A 17,231-nucleotide genomic window follows, 5' to 3' on the forward strand; every position below is an offset into this window, starting at 1 on the left:
AAATTACTTAGCGCCGGCTGATTTACCAGACTTTCTGCGAATTTCTTCACCAACAAACTTAATACCTTTGCCTTTATAAGGTTCAGGTTTACGGAAAGAACGTATTTTAGAACAAACCTGACCAAGCAGCTGTTTATCGCATGATTCCAAAATAATAAGAGGATTCTTATTTCTTTCTGACTTAGTTTCAACCTTAATTTCGGGAGGTAATTGCATAAAGATATTATGCGTATATCCTAACGAAAAATCAATAATGTTACCATTATTTGAAGCACGATAACCAACACCTACCAACTCTAATTCCTTTTTATATCCTTCTGATACACCAACAACCATGTTATTGATCAATGAGCGATATAAACCATGGAACGCACGTTCTTGCTTTTCATCACTTTGACGGCTCAAAATAATATGTCCATCTTCAACAACTACGCTAATAAGTGGATTAACATATTGGCTTAATTCACCTTTTGGTCCTTTTACAGTAACCACGTCATCCTTTAGAGTTACAGTAACTCCTGCTGGGATACTAATGGGTAATTTTCCTATTCTTGACATTGCTTGTTTCCTCCTAAATTAATATACATAACACAAAACTTCACCACCAATCTTCAAATCAGCAGCCTCTTTGTTAGTCATTACACCTTTGGAAGTAGATATTATAGCAATACCCAAACCATTAATAACACGTGGCATATCTTTATATCCAGTATACTTACGCATACCCGGAGAAGATATTCTTTCCAACTTCTTAATTGCATTCACCTTATTTACAGGATCATACTTCAAAGCAACTTTTATAGTACCTTGAGGTCCGTCTTCTACAAACTTATAATTAAGAATGTAGCCCTTTTCAAAAAGGATTTTTGTAATTTCCTTTTTAAGATTTGAGGCAGGAACTTCTACAATTCTATGCTTAGCATTGATTGCATTTCTCAACCTCGTTAAATAATCTGCTATTGGATCTGTCATATAAAAATAATTAAATTAATCAGGACTACCCTGACAATATTTAAACAATAATTTACCAGCTTGCTTTTTTCACTCCTGGAATAAGACCATTTGAAGCCATTTCACGGAATTGGATTCTTGAGATTCCAAATTGGCGAATATAACCTTTTGGACGACCCGTTAATTTGCAACGATTATGCAAACGAACAGGAGAAGCATTTTTAGGCAAAGCCTGCAAAGCTTCATAATCTCCGGCCTTTTTCAATTGAGCTCTTTTCTCAGCATACTTGGCTACGAGTTTAGCACGTTTTACTTCACGTGCTTTCATAGATTCTTTTGCCATATTATATTAGTCTTTTTTAGAACTTTTAAAAGGTAAACCAAATTCCTTCAATAATGCATATCCCTCTTCATCTGTTTCCGCAGAGGTTACAAAGGTAATATTCATTCCGAGAATTCTAGTAATACTATCAATATTTATTTCAGGAAAAATAATTTGCTCCTGAATTCCTAATGTATAATTACCTTTTCCATCAAATTTACTTTCGATACCCTTAAAGTCACGAATACGAGGCAATGCTACACGTACTAACTTCTCCAAGAATTCATACATTCTTTCACGACGCAAAGTTACCATAACACCAATAGGCATTTTTTTACGTAACTTAAAATTTGCAATATCCTTACGAGAAATAGTAGCTACAGCTTTTTGTCCTGTAATAGCAGTCATCTCATTTATAGCAACTTCAATTATTTTTTTATCAGCAACAGCCATTCCTAGACCTTGATTGATAACAATCTTCTTAAGAACAGGTACTTGCATTGATGAAGAATACTGAAATTGTTTTTTTAATGCAGGCGCAATACGTTCTGCATATTCTTTCTTTAGGCTAGCAGTATTACTCATTATTTAATCTCCTCTCCTGATTTTTTAGAATAACGCACTAAAGTTCTTCCATCAGAACTCTCTTTTCTCCCAACACGTGTTGGCTTACCCGTTTTCGGATCAACTACATTCAAGTTAGAGATATGTATAGCAGCTTCTTGCTTTACTATACCTCCCTGAGGATGTTTTGCACTTGGTTTAGTACTTTTAGATACCATATTGATACCTTCAACAAATGCACGTCCTTCTTTAACTAGAACTTTCAACACGCGACCAGTCTTACCTTTATCTTCACCAGCATTAACGTAAACTGTATCGCCTTTTTTAATATGTAATTTACTCATTACTTAAATCTTTTACAATATTAAAGTACTTCAGGTGCAAGTGATACAACTTTCATATTTACCGCACGAAGTTCTCTCGCCACTGGACCGAAAATACGGCTTCCTCTTATTTCGCCGGCATTATTCAATAACACACAAGCATTATCATCAAAACGTATATAAGAACCATCCGGACGACGGATTTCTTTTTTAGTACGCACGATTAAAGCTTTTGACACAGCACCTTTTTTAATATCACTTGAGGGGATCACACTCTTCACAGAAACAACAATAATATCCCCAACAGAGGCGTAACGTCTTCTTGTACCACCTAAAACGCGGATACATAAAGCCTCTTTTGCTCCACTGTTGTCACAAACTGTGAGTCTCGATTCTGTTTGTATCATAATTACTTAGCTCTTTCGATTATTTCTACTAATCTCCATCTCTTAGTTTTGCTCAAAGGACGAGTTTCCATGATGCGAACAGTATCACCTATATTACATTCGTTCTTTTCGTCATGAGCATGGTATTTCTTCGTTTTACTAACGAACTTACCATAAATAGGGTGTTTTTCCTTGAACTTAGCAGCAACAGTAATGGTCTTATCCATCTTATTGCTCAAAACGACACCCGTTCTTTCTTTTCTTAAATTTCTAGCTTCCATCAAGACCATTATTTATTGTTAAGTTCTCTCTGACGCAATTCTGCTTTCATACGCGCAATCGTTCTGCGTAATTGTTTGATTTGTGCAGGATTATCCAACGGAGAGATAGAATGGTTCAACACCATTTGATTATAATTGGCAACTTCAGTCTCAATTCTTTCCACCAATTCATTGGTACCAATTTCTCTAATTTCTGCAATTTTCATAACTCTTATGCATTTTGATTTTGAGTATCGTAATCACGTCTAACTATAAACTTAGTAGTAACAGGAAGTTTTTGAGCCGCAAGGCGCAAAGCTTCTTTCGCAATTTCGTAGGATACACCTTCAGCTTCAATAATAATTCTTCCTGGTGTAACTGGAGCGACAAACCCTTCTGGACTACCTTTACCTTTACCCATACGTACATCAGCAGGTTTTCTAGTAATCGGTTTATCAGGGAAAATACGAATCCAAATCTGTCCTTGACGTTGCATATATCTTGTCACTGCAATACGGGCAGCTTCAATTTGACGACCCGTAATCCATTTGGTTTCTAAAGCCTTAATCCCAAAAGAGCCAAAAGCCAACTGGTTCCCTCTTTGGGCATTACCTTTTGAACGGCCTTTCTGTTGTCTTCTGAATTTTGTCTTTTTCGGTTGTAACATATTTCCTAAAATTCAAATTCGTTAGCGATTGTTTTTCTTTCTTTTGAAGTTTTTTCCGCCGTTGCTTCCACCATTGTTTCCACGACCACCTTCTTTGTTTTGAGTAAAGTTAGGAGCTAATTCCTTCTTGCCATAAACTTCACCTCTACAAATCCAAACCTTTATACCGAGAAGACCTACTTTTGTCAATGCTTCTGCATGACAGTAATCAATGTCTGCTCTAAAAGTATGCAACGGAGTTCTTCCTTCTTTATACATTTCAGAACGAGCCATTTCAGCTCCATTCAAACGTCCTGAAATCTGCACCTTTATACCTTCTGCGCCCATACGCATTGTATTTGCGATAGCCATTTTAATGGCACGACGATAGGCAATTTTTCCTTCAACTTGGCGAGCGATATTATTTGCTACGATAACAGCATCAAGTTCCGGTCTCTTAACTTCAAAAATATTAATCTGAATATCTTTGTCTGTGATCTTCTTCAACTCCTCTTTCAGTTTATCAACTTCTTGACCACCTTTACCGATAATGATACCTGGACGTGCTGTACATACAGTAATAGTCACAAGCTTCAACGTACGTTCAATTACAATTCTTGATACGCTAGCCTTGGCAAGTCTTGCATTCAGATATTTGCGGATTTTGCTATCTTCAAGTAAAGAATCACCATAATCATTTCCGCCATACCAATTGGAATCCCATCCTCTGATAATTCCTAAACGGTTACTTATTGGATTAACTTTTTGTCCCATCCTAGCCTTTAATTTTGATCATCATTAGTACTCTTAGAATCAACAAACAAAGTCACGTGATTTGAACGTTTGCGAATTCTATATCCTCTTCCCTGTGGAGCCGGACGCATTCTTTTCAATGTAGCACCACCATCAACATAAATTTCAGTCACAAACAATTCACCACTTTCTGCTTTGCGTTCGTTCTTCTGTTCCCAGTTAGCAATTGCAGAGCGTAACAATTTTTCCACTCTTGCAGAAGCTTCTTTTGAAGAAAACTTCAAAACTCCAAGTGCTCTATTCACCTCCATGCCACGTATCATGTCAGCCACCAGACGCATTTTACGAGGAGAAGTAGGGACATTTTGCAATTTTGCAAAATACATGGTTTTGAGGGCTTCTTTCCTTTTATCAGCCGATATTTTTTTTCTTGCTCCCATTATTATTACTTATTTTTCAAATTTATTTTTTCTTATTACCAGCATGGCCTCTGAAAGTACGAGTAGGTGCAAACTCACCTAGCTTGTGACCGACCATATTTTCGGTAACGTAAACAGGAATAAATTTATTTCCGTTATGAACTGCAATGGTATGACCTACAAAATCAGGTGAAATCATTGAAGCTCTGGCCCAAGTCTTAACAACAGCTTTCTTGCCAGATTCATTCATGGCAAGAACTTTGTTTTCAAGCTTTACATTAATATAAGGACCTTTTTTTAATGAACGACTCATAGTTTACTCAATTAATTCAGATTACTACTTTCTTCTCTCAATAATATACTTAGAAGATTGTTTCTTCGGTGCTCTTGTCTTCAAGCCCTTAGCATACAATCCCTTACGAGATCTTGGGTGACCTCCGGAAGCACGTCCTTCACCACCACCCATTGGGTGATCAACCGGGTTCATAACAACACCGCGGTTACGAGGACGACGTCCTAACCATCTCGAACGACCAGCTTTACCTGAACTTTCCAATCCATGGTCAGAATTACCCACACTACCGATAGTAGCTTTACATGTACTAAGTATTTGTCTTACTTCACCTGAAGGCAATTTGATAACACAATATTTACCTTCTCTTGAAGTTAACTGAGCAAAATTACCTGCCGATCTTACTAAAGCAGCACCTTGTCCCGGACGCAATTCAATATTATGAATTACAGTACCCACAGGAATATTCTGCAAAGGAAGTGCATTACCAATCTCAGGCGCTGCATTCTCTCCAGACATCAACGTACTACCAACTTGCAATCCATTGGGAGCAATAATATATCTCTTTTCTCCATCTGCATAAAACAACAAAGCAATACGAGCCGAACGATTCGGATCATATTCAATTGTTTTAACAACAGCTGGAACACCGTCTTTATTTCTCTTGAAATCTATAATTCTTATTTTCTTCTTGTGACCACCACCAATGTAGCGCATAGTCATTTTACCGACATTGTTACGACCACCAGAAGAACGCTTACCAAATACAAGAGACTTTTCTGGTACTGATGCAGTAATTTCTTCGAAAGTACCAATAATTTTATGTCTTTGCCCCGGTGTAGTGGGCTTAAATTTACGTACTGCCATTTTTATTAAATATTGCTATAAAAATCAATAGTTTCACCGTCTTTCAATGTAACAATCGCTTTTTTATAAGCATTTGTTCTACCATTGATAATACCGGCCTTTGTGTAACGACTCTTATTCTTTCCTGAATATCTTACCGTATTCACATCAACTACTGTAACATTATACAAAGCTTCAACTTCACTCTTAATTTCCAATTTGTTAGCCTCAGGACGCACAATAAACCCGAAACGATTATTTTTCTTTTCGGATATATTAGTCATTTTCTCTGTTACCAACGGTTTAATAATAATTCCCATTATTTAAGCCTCCTTTTAAATTAAGATTTTGTCGATAGCTGAAAGTGAGCCTTCAGTTAATACAAGCACGCCTGCATTTAATACATTGTAAGTATTTAATGCAGAGGCAATCATAACATTCGCACCTTCCACGTTACGAGCCGACAAATATACGTTTTTATTTGCTTCTGGTAAAACTAAAAGAAGTTTTTTATCAGAAACTTTAAGATTATTTATCACAGAAACGAATTCTTTTGTCTTTGGAGCCTCAAAAGCAAAATCTTCAACTACAACAATTGCATTTGCTTTAGCTTTATATGCTAATGCAGACCTTCTTGCCAAAGCCTTCACTTTCTTATTCAATTTGAAGTAATAGTCTCTTGGTTTAGGACCAAATACACGTCCACCACCTACTAAAACCGGAGAATTCATATCACCGCGACGTGCACCGCCACCTCCTTTTTGTCTACCGATTTTGCGAGTAGAACCACTGATTTCACTTCTTTCCTTAGATTTATGTGTTCCCTGACGCTGATTAGCCATAAATTGCTTTACGTCTAAATAAATAGCGTGATCATTGGGTTCAATCCCGAAGATAGATTCGTTTAACGTAATCTTTCTCCCAGTGTCCTCACCTTTAATATTATATACGTTAACTTCCATTATTTCTCAATTATTACGATTGAACCTTTGCAACCCGGAACGGAACCTTTTATTAAAAGAAGATTGTGTTCTGGAATTACTTTTAATACCTGTAAGTTATGAGTAGTCACTCTATCGCCACCTAACTGTCCACCCATACGCATTCCTTTGAATACTTTTGCAGGATAAGAACAAGCACCGATAGAACCCGGTTTGCGGGCACGGTTATGCTGACCATGAGTAGTCTGACCAACACCGCCAAAACCATGTCTTTTAACTACACCTTGAAAACCTTTACCTTTGGAAGTTCCGATAACATCAACAAAAGTTGAATCATTAAACAATTCCACGGTAATCGTATCACCGAGATTTAACTCATTCTCAAATTCTTTGAACTCGGCCAAGTGTCTTTTGGGTGTTACTCCTGCTCTTTTGAAGTGTCCCATCAATGGTTTGGTAGTATGTTTTTCCTTTTTGTCTTGGAAACCTACCTGAACAGCTTCATAACCGTCTTTTTCAACAGTTTTAATCTGAGTAACAACACAAGGACCTGCTTCGATAACAGTGCATGGTACATTTTTACCATCAGCACTGAAAACGGATGTCATTCCGATTTTCTTTCCTAATAATCCTGGCATTTCACTAATTTTTAATTACTATACTTTAATTTCTACTTCTACACCACTCGGTAATTCCAACTTCATCAGAGCATCAACCGTTTTAGCTGTCGAGCTATAAATATCAATCAATCTCTTGAATGATGATAACTCAAACTGCTCTCTTGATTTTTTATTCACGAATGTAGAGCGGTTTACTGTAAAGATACGCTTATGAGTTGGGAGTGGAATAGGACCACTAACTATTGCTCCAGTGTTCTTCACTGTTCTTACGATTTTTTCAGCTGACTTATCAACCAAGTTGTGATCGTAAGATTTCAATTTAATTCTAATTTTCTGACTCATTACTATTCAAATTAATAATTTATAAATAAGTGCGGGTTAAGAGTCATTCGCTAACCCGCAACTATAAAATTCATTTTAGATCAAATCAACACGACCTTTTACTTCTTCCAATACAGCCTTAGCGATAGAAGAAGATACTTGTGCATGGTGATCATATGTCATAGATGAAGTAGCACGACCTGAAGTAATGGTACGCAATGCAGTTACATAACCGAACATCTCAGCCAATGGAACCATTGCTTTCACAATTCTTGCGCCTGAGCGACTTGACTCCATACCTTCAACCTGACCACGACGTTTATTTAAGTCACCGATAACATCACCCATGTTTTCTTCCGGAGTTACAACTTCCAGTTTCATAATAGGTTCCATCAATACAGGACCTGCCTTGGCACATGCATTCTTATATGCCTGAATAGCACAAATTTCAAAGGACAACTGGTCAGAGTCAACCGGGTGGAACGAACCATCAATCAAAGTCACCTTCAATGAATCAAGTGGATAACCCGCAAGTACACCATTCTTCATTGCTGTAGCGAAACCTTTTTGAACAGAAGGAATAAATTCTTTAGGAATATTACCACCCTTCACTTCGTCTACAAATTGCAAACCACCTTGTTTGAATTCTTCATCAACCGGCCCGATCTTAACAATAATATCAGCAAACTTACCACGACCACCAGACTGCTTCTTATAAACCTCACGCAAATCTACAGTTTTAGTAATGGCCTCTTTATAAGCTACTTGAGGACGTCCTTGATTACATTCAACCTTAAATTCACGTTTCAAACGATCAATAATAATATCCAAGTGAAGCTCACCCATACCTTCAATCACTGTCTGACCTGATTGCTCATCTGTATGTACACGGAATGTCGGGTCTTCTTCTGCCAATTTAGCCAAGCCATTAGAAAGTTTATCAAGGTCTTTCTGGGTTTTAGGCTCTACTGCAATACCGATAACCGGATCCGGAAATTCCATAGACTCCAATACAATAGGAGCTGTTTCATCACACAAAGTATCACCAGTGCGAATATCCTTAAAACCTACTCCCGCACCAATATCACCAGCACCGATTAATTCAACAGGGTTCTGTTTATTAGAATGCATCTGGAACAAACGTGATACACGTTCTTTCTTTCCAGAACGGCTATTATAAATATATGAACCCGCTTCAATCTTACCTGAATACACACGGAAGAAAGTTAAACGACCTACATACGGGTCAGTAGCAATCTTAAACGCCAATGCAGATGTCTTTTCATCATCATCCGGCTTACGATCCTCTTCTGCGCCAGTAGAAGGATTTGTTCCTACAATATTCGGAGTATCTACCGGAGAAGGTAAAAACGCACAAACATAATCAAGCAATGTCTGAACACCTTTATTCTTAAATGAAGATCCACAGAACATCGGAACAATTTCCATTTTCAGAGTACCGGCACGTAAAGCACGTAAGATTTCTTCTTCAGTGATAGTTGAAGGATCATCAAAGAATTTCTCCATTAAAGCATCGTCGAACTCAGCAACTTTTTCGAGCATTTTTTCTCTCCATTCGTTAGCTTCATCAACCAAGTTTGCAGGAATATCTTCTACATCATAATCAGCTCCCATCGTTTCATCATGCCACAGAATGGCTTTCATCTTAATAAGGTCTACGACACCTTTGAAGTTTTCTTCTGCACCGATAGGAATTACAACAGGACAAGGATTTGCACCAAGTACGTCCTTCATCTGACGAACCACTTCAAAGAAATCAGCACCGGAACGGTCCATTTTATTAACGTAACCAATACGAGGCACATTATATTTATCAGCCTGACGCCACACTGTTTCTGATTGAGGCTCAACACCACCAACAGCACAATATGCAGCCACAGCTCCATCTAACACGCGTAAAGAACGTTCTACCTCAGCAGTAAAGTCAACGTGTCCCGGAGTATCAATCAAGTTAATTTTATAAGTATCGCCCGCATATTTCCAGCGAGTGGTTGTTGCAGCAGAAGTGATAGTAATACCACGTTCCTGCTCCTGCTCCATCCAGTCCATTGTCGCTGCACCATCATGAACCTCACCTATTTTGTGAGTCAAACCGGTGTAGAACAAGATACGTTCAGAAGTAGTTGTTTTACCAGCATCAATGTGAGCCATGATACCGATATTACGGGTCAAATGCAAATCATTTTTAGCCATTTTAATCCTTTTCCTTTTTAAATTTTACCTGATTAGAATCTAAAGTGAGCAAATGCACGGTTAGCTTCTGCCATTCTATGCATATCTTCCTTACGTTTGAAAGCACCACCTTGCTCATTAAACGCGTCAATGATTTCGGCTGCTAATTTATCTGCCATTGATTTTCCGCCTCTCTTACGTGCAAAAAGAATCAAGTTCTTCATAGATATAGATTCTTTACGTTCCGGGCGGATCTCTGTAGGAACTTGGAAAGTAGCACCACCTACACGGCGGGACTTAACTTCTACTTGAGGAGTTACATTATCCAAAGCTTTTTTCCAGATTTCTAACGCTGATTTTTCTTCGTTAGGAAGTTTTGTTTTCACTGTTTCCAAAGCTGCATAGAAGATTTCATATGAAGTGTTCTTCTTACCATCATACATCAAGTGGTTTACGAACTTTGAAACTTTTTGGTCATTAAACACAGGATCCGGTAGGATAATGCGTTTTTTTGGTTTTGCTTTTCTCATTTGTTTGAAAATAATGTTTTGTTTGGGCTGTATGCTTTGTGTGCTTCAACGCTCCCTCCGGAACATTTACTCAACCTTTATAGCTTTCTTCCAACAAATCAAAACGAGTTTAAAACTTTTTCTAAATTCTTTCTGCTAAAAGATTATTTCTTTTTACCAGCTGCAGCAGGTGCTTGTCCCGGTTTCGGACGCTTAGCGCCATATTTGCTACGTCTTTGAGTACGTCCGGCTACGCCAGCTGTATCAAGTGTACCACGAACGATGTGATAACGTACACCCGGAAGGTCTTTTACACGACCACCACGTACTAAAACGATTGAGTGCTCTTGCAAGTTGTGTCCTTCACCCGGAATATACGAGTTCACCTCTTTTTGGTTTGTTAAACGCACACGAGCTACTTTACGCATCGCAGAGTTCGGCTTCTTCGGTGTTGTAGTGTAAACTCTCACGCAAACGCCACGTCTTTGAGGACATGAATCCAATGCAGGAGATTTACTCTTTTCAACCAAAACAGCGCGCCCTTTTCTTACTAATTGCTGAATTGTAGGCATTTTAATTGTTTTTTAATTATTATATATTGTTTATTACTTATCAAATTTCGCAAGCAGACACGTTTCGAGAGTCTACATTTCGGGCTGCAAAAATACGAATAATATTTGAAATACCAATGGACGTCCCAAATATTTTTATCTTTTCCTCTCCAAAAAAAATCTGAAAGACAAGTATTTATTTATTTAAGGATAAAAAAAGAAGACCAGAAACCATCTCATAAGGATATATGGTCTCCAGTCTTTTTTACTATTTTTTTAATTTTTCCGTATTATGCTTCTCCTTTAAAATCAGTAATCGGAGGCATATAAGTTCCTTTTCCTTCCGGAATGCGTATCGGTCCAAAATTATTTTCATACTTGCCAATATTCTCTTGAAGGGCATGCAATAAACGCTTCGCATGTTCAGGGGAAAGTATTACTCTGGACTTTACACCCGCTTTTGGTACACCCGGAAGAACTCGGACAAAGTCAAGCACAAATTCTGAACTTGAATGAGTAATGATAGCCAAATTCGCATAAACTCCCTGTGCTATTTCCGGTGTTAATTCTATTTCAAACTGATTATTTGCTTTTTCTTTTTCCATGATTATTCCTATAATTTATAATGTGAACCATATTTTGTGCGATAAAGATACGAATAATCCGCCAATATTTCTTTCTCCATAAAACAATTTAATGGATTTATATTCTATAAAAGTTCATAATCAGAATTATTCTACTTCTATAATTTTAAAACGAAACTTTCACCTTTTATACATTCCAATATTAATTTTTCATCATTATTACCAATATCATTATCAGAAGATTTTTTTATTTATATTTGCATCAAAACCCATTAATACAAAATTAAAGATGGCATCACAAAACATAATTCCCATCCTACTCTTTTCATTGAGTATATTCGCTATGATATTAAATCTCATAGCAGATTTTTCTAATGGTAAATTTATCACTTGGAAAACTTTCAATGCAACAGCTTTAACCACACTTTTAGCAATAGTAAGTTGCATATTCATTTGGATAGTCAGCTCACGTGCTGAAATGTTTTCTTCGATACAGTTCACATCAAACACACTCATAAATTTTTCTTTAATGATTTTTGCGAGTATGTATATGACTTACCAAGAATTTCTACTGTTTAAGAATGTCATGCGATGGATCAGTAGTCGTACAAGCCCATTCGATCTCCGTTATTCACTCTATGCAATACTTATTCCTCTTATTGTTATGATTGTCAAAATGCCATTTACAAACACATTAGATAGCTTTCCAAAAGATTTCTGGGGAGCATTAACCTATGATTATGGTTTTTGGCATTTTATTACGGCTATCTCTATTGTTTATGCCGTAGTAATGGTTATTATACAGTTAATTCAGTTTGTTGTTTTACTTCGAAATCACATTTCTTATCTGATACTTGTTTTCTTTATTTATCCCCTCGTCATGTCATCTATCTTCTTTTTATCTATGTATGCAGTAGTAGGTATTGTTCTACTTTTTGTCATTCATTTTATACTAAAGATAATCAGCAGTCCAAATAAAAGATCCGAAGATGATGAATAATTTTCTTCCAATATTCGAAATAATCCTCATTAAAAAAGATAAAACTACATAACAAGGCGATAGGATATATAAACAGCAAGACACCTACTGAAATGCAACCTTACGCTCAAGGGGAAATATGCCGATACTCCTTTGCGAGTAACTCAACGCCCCGGTAAGTAAAAAAAAGAAAGGTACAGGATTTATAAAAGCAGCCTTGACGCTTTACAGAAGACAGTATAAACTTAAAAATAATCACTAGGTCAATTAAAAACAAACATACGGTCGATTGTCGACAAACGATAGGAGTTTGTAAACAATCAACCGTATGTTCATAAGATCCTATATATAGCTAAACTATTACGAGAAAAGAAAAAGCGGAACAGACATTTAGTCCACTCCGCTTTCTCACATATATAAAATTACAGTTTTATTCTACTTCGCTGTAATCCAGTACATTTTTGCGATTTGCCAAGATACGGTCGTATTCCTCTTTCGAACCTACGATAATCTTTTCAAATTCACGTTGACCTGTACCGGCTGGAATCAAGTGACCGCATATAACGTTCTCTTTCATACCTTCCAACTTATCTATCTTACCATTGATAGCAGCTTCATTCAACACCTTAGTAGTTTCCTGGAATGATGCAGCAGACATGAAACTTGAAGTTTGAAGAGCAGCACGCGTAATACCCTGAAGAATCTGTGTAGAAGTAGCAGGAATAGCATCACGCACTTCTACCGGTTTCAAGTCACGGCGTTTCAACATACTGTTTTCATCTCTCAACTTACGAGCTGTAACAATCTGTCCCGGCTGCATATTCTGAGAATCACCCGCATCTACAACTACTTTCTTGCCCCAAATACGGTCGTTCTCTTCCATAAACTCTAGTTTATCTACCACCTGTTGTTCCAAGAAGCGCGTATCTCCCGGTTCATCGATTTCAACTTTACGCATCATCTGACGAACGATAATTTCGAAATGTTTATCGTTAATCTTCACACCTTGCAAACGGTAAACGTCCTGTACTTCATTCACGATATATTCCTGAACTGCTGTAGGACCTTTAATGGCAAGAATGTCAGCAGGAGTTATAGCACCGTCGGATAACGGAGTTCCTGCACGTACATAATCATTTTCCTGAACAAGGATCTGTTTAGAAAGAGCAACCAAATACTTCTTAACCTCTCCGGTCTTAGATGTAACGATAATCTCACGGTTACCACGTTTGATCTTACCCATTGTCACCTCACCATCAATTTCAGAAACAACAGCAGGGTTAGACGGGTTACGTGCTTCGAACAACTCTGTAACACGAGGAAGACCACCGGTAATATCACCAGCCTTACCAACAGCACGAGGAATCTTCACAATAACTTCACCGGCTTTTACTTTCTGACCATCTTCAACAACAACGTGCCCACCTACCGGTAAGTTATATGTACGTATCAAGTTTCCGTCTTCAGTCATAATATGAGCAGAAGGAACTTTTGTCTTGTCCTTAGACTCAATAATAATGACTTCACGCAAACCAGTAGCTTCATCAGAGTCTACCTTATAAGTAACGTTTTCTATGACACCTTCGAATTCAATCTTACCGGTTGCTTCTGTGATAATAACAGCATTGAAGGGGTCCCACTTGGCAATAAGCTTACCCTTTTCAACGACTTCACCATCAGCAGCATAAAGTTTAGAACCATAAGGAACATTATGTGTAGAAAGAACAATACCTGTATTCACATCAATAAAGCGAACTTCAGCTAAACGTCCTACTACAATCTTAACTGCTTCACCCGTTTCTTCCACAGAATCAACAGTACGTAACTCTTCAAATTCCAAACGTGAATCATTCTTTGCCACGATACTTGCATTTGCCGCAATATTAGCAGCAGTACCACCGGCGTGGAATGTACGAAGTGTCAACTGTGTACCCGGCTCACCGATAGATTGTGCAGCGATTACACCGACAGCTTCACCTCTCTGAACCATACGGCTTGTTGCAAGGTTACGTCCGTAACATTTAGCACAAACACCTTTCTTAGACTCACAAGTAAGCACTGAGCGGATTTCCACACTTTCGATTGGAGAGTCTTGAATCTTCTTCGCAACTTCCTCAGTAATTTCCTCACCTCCGGCAACTAAAAGCTCACCAGTAGTAGGATGAATAATATCATGTACGGAAACACGTCCAAGGATACGTTCATACAGTGTAGCAATAACTTCATCGTTATTTTTAAGGTCTGTACAAATCAAACCGCGTAATGTTCCACAGTCTTCTTCCTGAATAATCACATCATGAGATACATCGACAAGACGACGGGTCAAGTATCCGGCATCAGCCGTCTTCAAAGCCGTATCCGCCAAACCTTTACGAGCACCGTGAGTTGAAATAAAGTACTCAAGCACTGACAAACCTTCCTTAAAGTTAGAAAGAATCGGGTTTTCAATAATCTGACCGCCTTCAGCTCCCGCTTTTTGAGGTTTGGCCATCAAACCACGCATACCGGACAACTGACGAATCTGCTCTTTAGAACCACGGGCACCGGAATCCAACATCATATACACAGAGTTGAAACCTTGGTCATCTGAAGAAATAGTTTTCATCAAGATGTTAGACAAATCGGCATTAACGTGTGTCCATGTATCAATAACCTGATTGTAACGTTCGTTATAAGTAATGAAACCCATGTTATAGTTATTCATGATTTGTTCCACTTCATCATAACCGCGTTGTACCAGTTCTTCTTTTTCTTTCGGAATGATAATATCATTCAAGTTAAACGACAAACCACCTTGGAATGCCATCTTATAACCTAAGTTCTTAATTCCATCAAGGAAGTCGGCAGCTTTTGCTACACCACAAACCTTAATAACATCACTAATGATGTCGCGAAGAGATTTCTTAGATATAATTGTATTGATATAACCTGCTTCAGGTGGTACTATCTCATTAACAATAACACGTCCGACAGAAGTTTCGCGCATTACATCAACAATATTACCATTTTCATCAAGGTCTTTTACAATAACCTTTACCGGTGCATGAATGTCTACTTTACCTTCATTATAAGCAATCAATGCTTCTTCCGGTCCGTAGAAAGTCAAGCCCTCACCCTTAGCGCCTTTTCTCAATTTAGTAATATAGTACAAACCGAGTACCATATCCTGAGAAGGAACTGTAATTGGAGCACCATTAGCAGGATTCAAAATATTATGTGATTGCAGCATCAGCATCTGAGCTTCCAGAATCGCTTCATTACTCAAAGGCAAGTGAACAGCCATCTGGTCACCATCGAAGTCAGCATTAAATGCCGTACATGCCAATGGGTGCAATTGAATAGCTTTACCTTCAATCATCTTAGGTTGGAATGCCTGAATACCCAGACGGTGCAATGTCGGTGCACGGTTTAACAATACCGGATGGCCTTTCATTACATATTCCAAAATATCCCAAATAACAGGTTCTTTACGGTCTACAATTTTCTTGGCCGATTTAACAGTCTTCACAATACCACGTTCAATTAACTTACGTATAATAAACGGTTTATAAAGTTCTGCAGCCATATCTTTCGGAATACCACATTCTCCCATTCTCAATTCAGGACCTACAACGATTACAGAACGTGCAGAATAGTCAACACGTTTACCAAGTAAGTTCTGACGGAAGCGCCCTTGCTTACCTTTCAAACTATCTGAAAGAGATTTTAAAGGACGATTGGCATCTGTCTTAACAGCACTGGATTTACGAGAGTTATCAAACAATGAGTCTACAGACTCTTGAAGCATACGTTTTTCATTACGTAAAATGACTTCCGGAGCCTTAATTTCAATCAATCTCTTCAAACGGTTATTACGAATGATAACACGACGATAAAGATCGTTCAAATCCGAAGTTGCAAAGCGTCCTCCATCCAATGGCACCAAAGGTCTCAGTTCCGGCGGAATAACCGGGACGATACGCACAATCATCCATTCCGGTTTATTACGTCCACGAGAAGCACGGAAAGACTCTACAACCTGCAAACGTTTCAACGCTTCATTTTTACGCTGTTGCGAAGAATCATTGCCAGCTTTATGTCTTAATTCATACGATAAAGCATCAAGATCAAGTCTTGACAACAAATCGTAAATAGCTTCTGCTCCCATCTTAGCAATAAACTTATTGGGATCAGTATCTTCCAAATATTGATTATCTTTCGGAAGTGTATCCAAGACATCCAGATATTCTTCTTCTGAAAGTAAATCAAAAGCGCTAATACCATCATCAGCCTTTACACCCGGCTGAATAACGACATAACGTTCATAATAAATGATAGAATCTAATTTTTTAGTAGGTAATCCCAAAAGATAACCTATTTTATTAGGAAGTGAACGGAAATACCAGATATGAGCAACAGGAACAACCAACTGAATATGTCCCATACGTTCACGTCTTACTTTCTTCTCTGTTACTTCCACACCGCAACGATCGCAGACAATTCCTTTATAACGGATACGTTTGTATTTACCGCAATGACATTCATAATCCTTAATAGGACCGAATATACGCTCGCAGAACAAACCGTCACGTTCCGGTTTATAAGTACGATAGTTGATGGTTTCAGGCTTCAAAACTTCACCACTCGAATTCTCAAGGATTTCTTCCGGAGAAGCCAAACCGATAGAGATCTTCGAGAAATTACTCTTTATCTTATTTTCTTTTCTAAAAGCCATACGTTTAATTTAATGTAAAGAGTTTATTTATTAGTTGAAAGCGGAGAGATGGAAACA

24 protein-coding genes are annotated in these 17,231 nt (G+C 37.9%); 1 reads left to right on the forward strand and 23 read right to left on the reverse strand.

The features are described 5' to 3' along the window. Positions 1-3 precede the first annotated feature (3 nt). From rplF to DXB63_RS18110, 22 genes are all read right to left on the reverse strand, one after another. The gene (gene rplF, locus DXB63_RS10870; protein ID WP_122126442.1) at positions 4-558 is read right to left on the reverse strand and encodes a 50S ribosomal protein L6; all 555 of its coding nucleotides are present in this window, start codon (positions 556-558) and stop codon (positions 4-6) included. Between the two features lie 18 nt (positions 559-576). Beyond that, a complete protein-coding gene (gene rpsH / locus DXB63_RS10875; RefSeq protein WP_122126443.1) occupies positions 577-972 on the reverse strand; it encodes a 30S ribosomal protein S8 in 396 nt (131 codons plus the stop codon). Between the two features lie 52 nt (positions 973-1,024). Beyond that, positions 1,025-1,294 carry a 30S ribosomal protein S14 gene (rpsN, locus tag DXB63_RS10880; RefSeq protein WP_122126444.1) on the reverse strand — a complete coding sequence of 90 codons (270 nt, stop codon included), beginning with the start codon at positions 1,292-1,294 and terminating at the stop codon, positions 1,025-1,027. A 6-nt stretch (positions 1,295-1,300) separates the two neighbouring features. Then, the gene (gene rplE / locus DXB63_RS10885; RefSeq protein ID WP_122126445.1) at positions 1,301-1,858 is read right to left on the reverse strand and encodes a 50S ribosomal protein L5; all 558 of its coding nucleotides are present in this window, start codon (positions 1,856-1,858) and stop codon (positions 1,301-1,303) included. Next, on the reverse strand, positions 1,858-2,181 hold the full coding sequence (gene rplX, locus DXB63_RS10890; protein ID WP_122126446.1) for a 50S ribosomal protein L24: 324 nt from the start codon (positions 2,179-2,181) through the stop codon (positions 1,858-1,860). Before rplX ends, rplE begins: the two co-directional genes overlap by 1 nt. Before the next feature lie 20 nt (positions 2,182-2,201). Beyond that, complete coding sequence (rplN, locus tag DXB63_RS10895; protein ID WP_122126447.1) at positions 2,202-2,567, reverse strand: 50S ribosomal protein L14; 366 nt, start codon at positions 2,565-2,567, stop codon at positions 2,202-2,204. A gap of 2 nt (positions 2,568-2,569) precedes the next feature. Then, positions 2,570-2,827, reverse strand: coding sequence for a 30S ribosomal protein S17 (rpsQ, locus tag DXB63_RS10900; protein ID WP_122126480.1), 258 nt, complete (start codon positions 2,825-2,827; stop codon positions 2,570-2,572). An 8-nt stretch (positions 2,828-2,835) separates the two neighbouring features. Then, entirely contained in the window at positions 2,836-3,033 is a 198-nt protein-coding gene (gene rpmC, locus DXB63_RS10905) for a 50S ribosomal protein L29 (RefSeq protein ID WP_122126448.1), read from the reverse strand. A gap of 5 nt (positions 3,034-3,038) precedes the next feature. Then, the gene (rplP, locus tag DXB63_RS10910) at positions 3,039-3,473 is read right to left on the reverse strand and encodes a 50S ribosomal protein L16 (protein ID WP_122126449.1); all 435 of its coding nucleotides are present in this window, start codon (positions 3,471-3,473) and stop codon (positions 3,039-3,041) included. A gap of 21 nt (positions 3,474-3,494) precedes the next feature. Further along, on the reverse strand, positions 3,495-4,226 hold the full coding sequence (rpsC, locus tag DXB63_RS10915; protein WP_122126450.1) for a 30S ribosomal protein S3: 732 nt from the start codon (positions 4,224-4,226) through the stop codon (positions 3,495-3,497). An 8-nt stretch (positions 4,227-4,234) separates the two neighbouring features. After that, on the reverse strand, positions 4,235-4,645 hold the full coding sequence (gene rplV / locus DXB63_RS10920) for a 50S ribosomal protein L22 (protein ID WP_122126451.1): 411 nt from the start codon (positions 4,643-4,645) through the stop codon (positions 4,235-4,237). 22 nt (positions 4,646-4,667) lie between these two features. Continuing rightward, positions 4,668-4,937 (reverse strand): 30S ribosomal protein S19, encoded by a 270-nt coding sequence (rpsS, locus tag DXB63_RS10925; RefSeq protein WP_122126452.1) that lies wholly within the window; start codon positions 4,935-4,937, stop codon positions 4,668-4,670. 24 nt (positions 4,938-4,961) lie between these two features. Further along, a complete protein-coding gene (gene rplB / locus DXB63_RS10930) occupies positions 4,962-5,783 on the reverse strand; it encodes a 50S ribosomal protein L2 (RefSeq protein WP_122126453.1) in 822 nt (273 codons plus the stop codon). A 5-nt stretch (positions 5,784-5,788) separates the two neighbouring features. Further along, entirely contained in the window at positions 5,789-6,082 is a 294-nt protein-coding gene (gene rplW, locus DXB63_RS10935) for a 50S ribosomal protein L23 (RefSeq protein WP_122126454.1), read from the reverse strand. 15 nt (positions 6,083-6,097) lie between these two features. Beyond that, the gene (gene rplD / locus DXB63_RS10940) at positions 6,098-6,724 is read right to left on the reverse strand and encodes a 50S ribosomal protein L4 (protein WP_122126455.1); all 627 of its coding nucleotides are present in this window, start codon (positions 6,722-6,724) and stop codon (positions 6,098-6,100) included. After that, on the reverse strand, positions 6,724-7,341 hold the full coding sequence (gene rplC, locus DXB63_RS10945; protein WP_122126456.1) for a 50S ribosomal protein L3: 618 nt from the start codon (positions 7,339-7,341) through the stop codon (positions 6,724-6,726). The genes rplD and rplC overlap by 1 nt, the downstream gene beginning before the upstream one ends. Before the next feature lie 18 nt (positions 7,342-7,359). Next, positions 7,360-7,665, reverse strand: a complete 306-nt coding sequence (rpsJ, locus tag DXB63_RS10950; protein ID WP_122126457.1) for a 30S ribosomal protein S10 — start codon at positions 7,663-7,665, stop codon at positions 7,360-7,362. Between the two features lie 75 nt (positions 7,666-7,740). Then, positions 7,741-9,858: an elongation factor G gene (fusA, locus tag DXB63_RS10955; RefSeq protein ID WP_122126458.1), complete on the reverse strand. Its 2,118-nt coding sequence runs from the start codon at positions 9,856-9,858 to the stop codon at positions 7,741-7,743. A 32-nt stretch (positions 9,859-9,890) separates the two neighbouring features. Next, positions 9,891-10,367, reverse strand: a complete 477-nt coding sequence (rpsG, locus tag DXB63_RS10960) for a 30S ribosomal protein S7 (RefSeq protein WP_122126459.1) — start codon at positions 10,365-10,367, stop codon at positions 9,891-9,893. A 143-nt stretch (positions 10,368-10,510) separates the two neighbouring features. Next, positions 10,511-10,918: a 30S ribosomal protein S12 gene (rpsL, locus tag DXB63_RS10965; RefSeq protein ID WP_122126460.1), complete on the reverse strand. Its 408-nt coding sequence runs from the start codon at positions 10,916-10,918 to the stop codon at positions 10,511-10,513. 269 nt (positions 10,919-11,187) lie between these two features. Next, complete coding sequence (locus DXB63_RS10970) at positions 11,188-11,502, reverse strand: DUF3467 domain-containing protein (protein ID WP_122126461.1); 315 nt, start codon at positions 11,500-11,502, stop codon at positions 11,188-11,190. A 213-nt stretch (positions 11,503-11,715) separates the two neighbouring features. Beyond that, entirely contained in the window at positions 11,716-11,997 is a 282-nt protein-coding gene (locus tag DXB63_RS18110) for a hypothetical protein (protein ID WP_178300851.1), read from the reverse strand. Positions 11,998-12,010: 13 nt separating this feature from the next. Here DXB63_RS18110 and DXB63_RS10975 point away from each other — a divergent pair, with 13 nt between their 5' ends. Continuing rightward, positions 12,011-12,481, forward strand: a complete 471-nt coding sequence (locus tag DXB63_RS10975; RefSeq protein WP_233522846.1) for a hypothetical protein — start codon at positions 12,011-12,013, stop codon at positions 12,479-12,481. 409 nt (positions 12,482-12,890) lie between these two features. Here the strand turns inward: DXB63_RS10975 and rpoC are convergent, their stop codons facing one another. Continuing rightward, positions 12,891-17,174 (reverse strand): DNA-directed RNA polymerase subunit beta', encoded by a 4,284-nt coding sequence (gene rpoC, locus DXB63_RS10980; protein ID WP_122126462.1) that lies wholly within the window; start codon positions 17,172-17,174, stop codon positions 12,891-12,893. Between the last annotated feature and the right edge of the window lie 57 nt (positions 17,175-17,231).

Origin of the sequence: Bacteroides sp. OM05-12 (assembly GCF_003438995.1) — a bacterium.
In the GTDB taxonomy this organism is placed as follows: domain Bacteria; phylum Bacteroidota; class Bacteroidia; order Bacteroidales; family Bacteroidaceae; genus Bacteroides.